Origin of the sequence: Mesobacillus sp., from assembly GCF_049588175.1 — a bacterium.
GTDB lineage: Bacteria > Bacillota > Bacilli > Bacillales > Cytobacillaceae > Mesobacillus.
The window spans coordinates 1-5,308 of the sequence record NZ_JBAVFI010000388.1 but is presented as its reverse complement, the minus strand read 5'-3'; the positions used below and the strand labels follow the sequence as shown (position 1 = coordinate 5,308).

Below are 5,308 nucleotides of genomic sequence, written 5' to 3'. Positions count from 1 at the left end.
TGGGAGAGCAACCCGGAAATTACTATAAGGATGACGCAGCTTCAGATATAAACAACTTCCGAACACAGGTCTTAATGCAAAAATCCGATATCGTCATCGCCCTATTCGGCGAAAAGTACAAACAATGGAATACAGCGATGGATGCCAGCACCGCGATTGCGATGAACAAACCTACGATTATCATTAGGCCAGAATCTTTGATTCACCCTTTGAAGGAACTGTCTAATAAGGCGAATGTGACCGTGGAGACAGTTGAGCAGGCGTTGGATGTTGTTAGTTATATTTATGAATAGATTTTTGAAGCAAAGGGACGTACCCTTTGCTTCTTTTTTTTTGCGAATAATGGCTTCCTCATTCATCTTACCAACTTACAGTTCGTCTCGATTCATCCTACCGATTCAAACGAGCTATCCTTTTGTTTCACAAGTGATTTAACCTTATTGGTTGTTTCTTCTAGTTTTATATCCACTTTCCTGGCTTCTTCAATATGCTCTATGATTAATTCGTTCACTTGATCAAAGATGGATTTCGTGTGTACGATTTCATCAACAACTTGTTTGGAGCGCTCATTCTGTTCGTGTATCGTTGTCAGTATCCCCTCTACTTCCACTTCAACTTGCTTGGTAACGGAAGAGATAAACTTCATACTGCTGGATGTTTGCATGCTTAATTCTGATGTTTGATTAATTAACTCCCTGCTGGTAACGGTTGACTCAATCGTGTCCTTTATATCCCTTTGAATATTTCCTGTCAAATTGCTAATATCGTTGGTGCTTTTCGCTGTACTCTCTGCAAGTTTCCTCACCTCTTCGGCAACGACGGCAAATCCCTTTCCATGCTCACCAGCCCTGGCTGCTTCAATTGATGCATTCAAGGCAAGAAGGTTCGTCTGGTCGGCAATCTCCTTTATGACCTGAACTATCATTTGTATTTCCTTTGATCGATTATTCAATTGATTCATTTTTTGATAGGTTTCGCCCAGCCTTTCCCCTAGCTGTGAGATGACCCTTTCCACTTCCTCGACAAGAGATGTACCTTCATTTGATTTCTGCACCATTTCCTTCGCCGATTCAATCAAGTTGTCTCCTTTAGTAGATAATAGCTCTGCGTTTTCAACAGAGGCTTGGCTGATTTGATTGACCTCGTCAAAGTGGCTTTTTATTTGCTTCACTTTATCTCCTAATTGGTAATGCTGGTTATTCACATGCTCATGCTGGGTAATCGTTTTTTGCAGCCCTTCATTGAAATTTTCCAAAAAGGTTTCGTAAAAGGCTTCCTTCTCCTGGGACTCCGATAGAATCTGATCAAATTGACTTTGTAACTCTGTTCTCGATTGTTCCAATTCAGCTAATCGTTTTCTTGTTGGAAACATACATAACCCCTACACTTTCCTAAAAAACATAAATTAATTAGCAGTATAGCAATTTTGCACTGTGTTTATAGTGACATTTATCACTTAATGAAAAAGAAGCACAGGGACGTACCCAGTGCATCCATTTCACTTCATAAGCGGAAGAAGCACGAGATACGTCCCCATTGTTTTTAAAAAAGATGGAACCACAAGATACGTCCCCCATGTTTTTATAAATGATGGAAGCATAAGATACGTCCCCTTGCTTCACCAGTTTGCGTGATACAAGATATAGTGGGTTTGGAAATTGAAGTTTTCGAGGAGGTCTGCCAAGATGGTTTTGGTTCGATCAGTTTCATAGAAATAGTAGGAGTCATAAGAGGTACTGCCGAAAAAAGGTCCTGGCCTTGCCGGCAGCACGTCCCAAGGGGGATTATCTCGAGCAAGAACTTCGAGGCACTTGTTATGGAGTTCAAAAAGCTGGTTGCTGGTCACTTCGTAGTGTGACATATCATCTTCCCCGCCCTGGATGGTCTCCACAAACCAATGGTGAATCCAGTTGGCTTTCCGCCAATATGCAACGTCCGTGAACATACTGCGCCACTTCATATCAAATTCTTCAAAATGTTTAATATGAGGTTTAATCTTTTGATAAACCTCACTATTTTCTTGTTCATGCTGGCGCATGCCGGCATTAGCCATTAAAATTTCATCCAGTTCCATACCCTCAATTCTGGGCAAAGAACGCAAATACATATCAAGTCCCATGATAAAGCCTCCTGAATATTTTAGAAGCACAGGGACGCACCCTTTGCTTCCTTCTGACCCTTAACCAACTGATTATCTTTTTGGACTAAACTTCTTCTTATTATTTGGAAAAAAGATTAAGTAGTTTTGAAGTGTGAAAATAAGAGGATGTTAATTAGGAGTGGTTATTATACTTTGAAAACCAAACTTGGCGGGATTCCCAAAATTCGTGCAGCTTGACGCTGGGAAAGACCATCGATGTTTTTAATCTGCCTCAGTATCAAATCGCGCTCTGTTTTACGTAGACTTTTTACCTGAGTAATTTCTGTAGGACCAAGAATCTCTTTCATCTTCAGCTTCGCCGCCTCATCCGGGAGCCTTCTGCGTTTAAAAGGAAGATCTTCCAGACACTCATCCTGGTTCGTTTGATCATTAAATTCCTTAAATTTCTCAACTGCAATGAAAAAATCATCTGAGAACATTCCTAAAGCTTTGTTCTGATCAAGCAAAGTTACGGGAAAGTAAGGCTGCCCATAGTATCCGGCGCAGCTGCTCCACTTCCACTCATTCACCCGCGTTACCATTCCGGCCTTAACAGGATTCTGGTGGATATACCGAACAACGGTGCGAAAATATTCGTCATTCTCGACCGTTTCGCTGTGATATCGATTTTGAAAAAGGTGGCCGGCCGTTTGATACTTTTCATTGTAATACGATACATAGCTCACACCAATCCGCTTCATGGTCGTACCAAGTGCCTCCTCCCCCTCTTTTATGAGCAGATGCACATGATTGTTCATCAAACACCACGCGTAAACTTCAAGCCCCAATTTATCTTTATATCTTTTTAAGATTTCAAGGAACTTCCTATTGTCTTTATCATCATGAAAGATCTCCTGCCGATTCACCCCTCGATACATGACATGATAAATACCACTAGTACTTTTCTTCCTAGCTTTACGAACCACCCTCATCACCACTCGTTAAAATTAATTCGGAATTGATTTTCGTTACCGTGCAGAATAAGAAGAAGTGTTAGTACAAAAAAGAGCAAAAAGAAGAGTTAACAGCGGGTCCAACACAATCATATTACATTCAGATTCGTTTTACTCTATATTTCAGAAAAGTTCATATACCTGCCATATTTAGAAGCACAGGGACGCTTCTTTTGCTTAGGAAGCACGGGGACGTTTCCTGTGCTTCCTTTTACATTAAATTGGACGTACCCTGTGCTTCTTCTTCATAAAAAAAGAAGCATAAGGTACGTCCCCATGCTAAATGGCTTATTAATACTTCCCTGATTTTATGTTTTTGAAGAAAAATTAATCAATTGTTTTTAAAAGTTGTTCCACTTGTTTTTTAAGTGCAGGTATCTTATTTTGGACAACATCCCATACAATTCGATAATTGATGGAGAAATATCCATGTATCATCATATCCCTCATACCGGCCATCTTTCTCCACTCAACATGCGGATTAGCTTCACGGATTTCATCTGGAATGTTCTTCGTTGCTTCTCCTATCACTAAAATGTTTTTAATTACAGCGTCGGAGACTAAATCGTTATCTATTAAATCGTCATAAGATAGCCCTTTTGTGTACTTTAACACCTTATTAGCAGCAGTTACTATATCCTCCAGAAAGACCTTTGGCTCCCTATGCATACTTGGCACTTCCTAAAATGCTTGGCTTCAGAGCAGGTTTGATATCGTTTAAAATGACTAAATCGACAGATTTTTGGAAGGTATCTTCGAGGTAAAACTTCAAATCCATATAGTTATCAAAAGATAATTGACTATCATTAAATTCAACAATCACATCAATATCACTGGAGTCTTTTTGTTCTCCCCGGCTATACGAACCAAACAAGCCAATCTGCTTTACGCCGTATTTTTCACTCCATGTATTTAGATTTTTTGAGAATACATCTAGGATCTCTTTTTGTGATACCATCAAATCACCGCCATTTCCTCGTTTTCGTTACATACATTATAACATTCCTCTTTTTATTTATTCTTCAGAGAAAGAAAAAAGCCTTGCTCTAAGCAAGACTTCTGCGATAAAAAATCATCCTCTTCAATTTTCTTCTTAAGGATGAAAGCTCAGATTTACTAGAAGCATGAGGTACGTCCCCATGCTTCAGTCCAACGAAATCTTCACGATATCATCCAAGTATTTGGTTGTATTGTATCCAAAGATATCGATTCTTTTAGGAATTACTTTGTTGCCGTCTAGCCTGAAGGTTTGGACGGTAGTGAAATGGCGGGGGTCTTCAATTTTCTCAAAGTCGAAATGGCCTGCATTTGGATCATATTCGACTCCGTTCCGATCAACGAATATTCCTTCAGTTTCCATCTCCGCTGAAATAGGTTCATTTTCCTTTTCGCCGACTATATTTGCGTGTAATGTTTCATATGCCCGATTTTTAATTTCGTGATTGCTTATGACAACGGTTGTCGGCTGTCCGACTTCGACTTTATCGATGCTGATGGTACTCCCTGCATATTCAAACGTCTGAGGATATTTTTGAGTCACATCCAGCTCGATGCTTTTATTGTCTTCGAATGTAAAATAGGCCGTTTTCAACTGAACGGTCACTTCTGTTGGTTTTTCCCCATATAGCGGGTCGAATTGGGTTTTGAAAGAATTCCAATTCGCATCTTGATATGAAGTCGTAAAACCACCGCCAAACCGATCAGCTTTCACTTTTTTATGGTTCACTTCCAGATTGTCAAAATCAACATAATCGATCCTCTTCTCTGGCTGCCCGATATTAATGCCATAATCCAAGATCGTTGCTGTTGGAGCAATGGTTAATTTATGAAATCGAAACGGAATCCCGTCGATTTCAGTTTGTTCATTTAATTCATATTCGATGGAAGGCTGTTTGGATACTGGAACCTCGAAGTTCCACTCACCTGTTTTATATTCAATATTCCTGGTGTTAAAACCAATCGAATCCTCAGGATCTGGAATCATTTTCATAAGCTTTGAGATTTTAAGTTTTATGGTGTCGGTGTCATTTTTGAGCGGCCGGAGACCAACCCTTCCGTAAAACACATTCTTTTCTTTTTTATTCATTTTCGCTTTAAGGTCAGGAATGTAAAACCTAGGATATGTCTGCTGGTTCAAGACTTCATTCTCGTTCTCTACATTGAGACCATCCTCATAATTCATCATATATTGATTCTCTTCATCTGTATCTTCAAT

At 39.6% G+C, this 5,308-nt stretch carries 6 protein-coding genes and 1 pseudogene; 1 reads left to right on the top strand and 6 read right to left on the bottom strand.

The annotated features are described in order from the left end of the window. Positions 1-293: YtoQ family protein (locus tag WB217_RS09715; RefSeq protein WP_423992914.1), on the top strand; the 293-nt coding region annotated here is incomplete at its 5' end. Between the two features lie 92 nt (positions 294-385). On the opposite strand, the gene WB217_RS09710 is transcribed toward WB217_RS09715, so the two are convergent. From WB217_RS09710 to WB217_RS09685, 6 genes and pseudogenes are all read right to left on the bottom strand, one after another. Beyond that, on the bottom strand, positions 386-1,372 hold the full coding sequence (locus WB217_RS09710) for a methyl-accepting chemotaxis protein (protein WP_423992912.1): 987 nt from the start codon (positions 1,370-1,372) through the stop codon (positions 386-388). Between the two features lie 246 nt (positions 1,373-1,618). Further along, positions 1,619-2,119 carry a hypothetical protein gene (locus WB217_RS09705; RefSeq protein ID WP_423992910.1) on the bottom strand — a complete coding sequence of 167 codons (501 nt, stop codon included), beginning with the start codon at positions 2,117-2,119 and terminating at the stop codon, positions 1,619-1,621. A gap of 167 nt (positions 2,120-2,286) precedes the next feature. Then, positions 2,287-3,072: an REP-associated tyrosine transposase gene (locus WB217_RS09700; RefSeq protein WP_423992908.1), complete on the bottom strand. Its 786-nt coding sequence runs from the start codon at positions 3,070-3,072 to the stop codon at positions 2,287-2,289. A 348-nt stretch (positions 3,073-3,420) separates the two neighbouring features. Then, positions 3,421-3,762, bottom strand: coding sequence for a DUF86 domain-containing protein (locus WB217_RS09695; RefSeq protein ID WP_423992906.1), 342 nt, complete (start codon positions 3,760-3,762; stop codon positions 3,421-3,423). After that, positions 3,755-4,051: a nucleotidyltransferase family protein gene (locus tag WB217_RS09690; protein ID WP_423992904.1), complete on the bottom strand. Its 297-nt coding sequence runs from the start codon at positions 4,049-4,051 to the stop codon at positions 3,755-3,757. Before WB217_RS09690 ends, WB217_RS09695 begins: the two co-directional genes overlap by 8 nt. 186 nt (positions 4,052-4,237) lie before the next feature. Continuing rightward, positions 4,238-5,308: pseudogene (locus WB217_RS09685) on the bottom strand (hypothetical protein); the annotation flags it as partial.